Below are 2,111 nucleotides of genomic sequence, written 5' to 3' on the forward strand. Positions count from 1 at the left end.
GGGCTGCGCAGCAGCCCCGGCAATATCTGCCGCGAAGCTGAGATCCTGGGGCTGCTGCGCAGCCCATCGCGACACAAGGCCGCTCCTACAGGGACCGCGTGAAGGAGGTTGCTAGCCCAGCATCTCGTGCATGGCAATGATCTGTTCGGCCACCTGGATAAGTTTCTGCTGCCGGCTCATGGCCTGGCGGCGCATCAGGGTGTAGGCCTCTTCTTCGTTACAGTCCTTCATCTTCATCAGCAAACCCTTGGCCTGCTCGATGCGCTTGCGCTCGGCCAGTTGCTGGTCGCGAGCAAGCAGCTGCGCCTTCAGTGCCTGGTCGCTTTCGAAGCGGGCCATGGCCACGTCCAGGATCGGTTGCAGCCGCGCGGCATGGATGCCTTCGACGATGTAGGCGCTGACCCCTGCCTGGATCGCCTGGCGCATCACCCCGGGGTCGTGCTCGTCGGTGAACAGCACGATCGGCCGCGGCTGGTCGCGGCTGACCAGGACAACCTGTTCCATCACATCGCGGTCCGGTGAGTCGGTATCGATCAGCACCACGTCCGGGCGCACCGTTTCGACGCAGGCGGGCAGGTCGATGGTCAGGCCTGGGGCTTCGATGACCTCGAAGCCGGCCTCGCTCAAGGCGGCCTTGAGGCGGCCGAGTTTGCTCTGGGTGTCGTCGATCAGCAGGATGCGCAACATGGATGGTTCCCCTCACGCGCCGACACGGGCATCGGGCAGGTTGCCCAGGGCATGCAGGCTGAAACTGCGGGCATAACCGTAGGGGTCGCTGCCGTCCCAGCGGCTGCCATCGATCAGCAGGCTGCTGCGCATCGGCTGGTCGGGGCAGGCCACGCCGAGGCTTCGGGCCGCCTCGCCATACAGTGCCAGTTGCTGGACCTCGCGGGCTACGCCGAGGTAGTCGGGGTCATCGCGCAGCAGGCCCCAGCGGCGGAACTGGGTCATGAACCACATGCCGTCGGACAGGTACGGCAGGTTGGCCCGGCCATGGTCGTGCAGGCGCAGGGCGTGGGGGTCTTGCCAGTGGTTGCCCAGGCCATCGTGGTAGCTGCCGAGCAGGCGCGGTTCGATACTTGCCTGGGGGGTGTCCAGGTAGGCGCTGCCGCTGAGCAGTTGCGCGGTGCTGCGGCGGTTTTCCGGGCTTTGCTCGATGAAGCGGCTGGCCGCCAGGACCGCCTTGATCAGCGCGCGGGCGCTGTTGGGGTATTGCTCGACAAAGCCGCGGGCGCAGGCCAGGACCTTTTCCGGGTGGTCCGGCCAGATCGATTGGCTGGTGGCCAAGGTGAAGCCCTGGCCCTTGGCCACGGCATCGGCAGCCCAGGGTTCACCCACGCAGAAACCGTCGATGCGCCCGGCCTGGATATGTGCGGCCATCTGCGCCGGTGGCACCACCACGCTGTCGACGTCGCGCAGTGGGTGGATGCCCTGGCTGGCCAGCCAGTAATACAGCCACATGGCGTGAGTGCCGGTGGGGAAGGTCTGGGCGAAGGTGAGGCGTGCGCCATGCTGGTGCACCAGGCGCGCCAATGCTTCAGGGTTGGTCACCCCTTTGCTCTGCAAGGCCGGGGACAGGTTTATGGCCTGGGCGTTCTGGTTCAGCCCCATGAGCACGGCCATGGCGCTGGCCGGTACACCGCCAATGCCCAGGTGCACGGCGTAGACCAGGCCATACAGGCAGTGCGCGGCATCCAGCTCGCCGCTGACCAGCTTGTCGCGCAACCCGGCCCAGGAGCCCTGGCGCTTGAGGTTGAGGGTGAGGCCGTGTTGCTGGGCGAAGCCCTGGGTGGCGGCGACTACCACCGAGGCGCAGTCGGTCAGGGCCATGTAGCCGATGTTCAGGCAGGGCTTCTCCGGCGCGTCACTGCCGTTGACCCAGGCCAGGGGCGTTGCTCGGGGTACAGTGTTCACAAGGTTCCTCGCCCATACTGATAAGGCTGTGGGCTTTTCCGGTGCAACCGATGTGCCATCTGGCAGCATCCCTGTGGAGCAACTGCCTTGTGCCGCCTGCATGGGCCTCATCGCCGGCAAGCCAGCTTGTGTCTTGAGAGGGGATTAGAATCTGAAGTGAGAGCGGTGAATGGCAAGCTGAATGCCAGAGGTGCCTT

Annotated in this window: 2 protein-coding genes; both read right to left on the reverse strand. The window is 65.8% G+C overall.

The genetic code is table 11. The features are described 5' to 3' along the window. Positions 1 to 111: 111 nt before the first annotated feature. Positions 112 to 687, reverse strand: coding sequence for an ANTAR domain-containing response regulator (locus IRZ77_RS26625; protein WP_108481427.1), 576 nt, complete (start codon positions 685 to 687; stop codon positions 112 to 114). Positions 688 to 699: 12 nt separating this feature from the next. Next, complete coding sequence (locus tag IRZ77_RS26630) at positions 700 to 1,914, reverse strand: CmpA/NrtA family ABC transporter substrate-binding protein (RefSeq protein WP_196174634.1); 1,215 nt, start codon at positions 1,912 to 1,914, stop codon at positions 700 to 702. Positions 1,915 to 2,111 lie beyond the last annotated feature (197 nt).

The sequence above is a fragment of the Pseudomonas pudica genome, assembly GCF_015680405.1.
In the GTDB taxonomy this organism is placed as follows: domain Bacteria; phylum Pseudomonadota; class Gammaproteobacteria; order Pseudomonadales; family Pseudomonadaceae; genus Aquipseudomonas; species Aquipseudomonas pudica.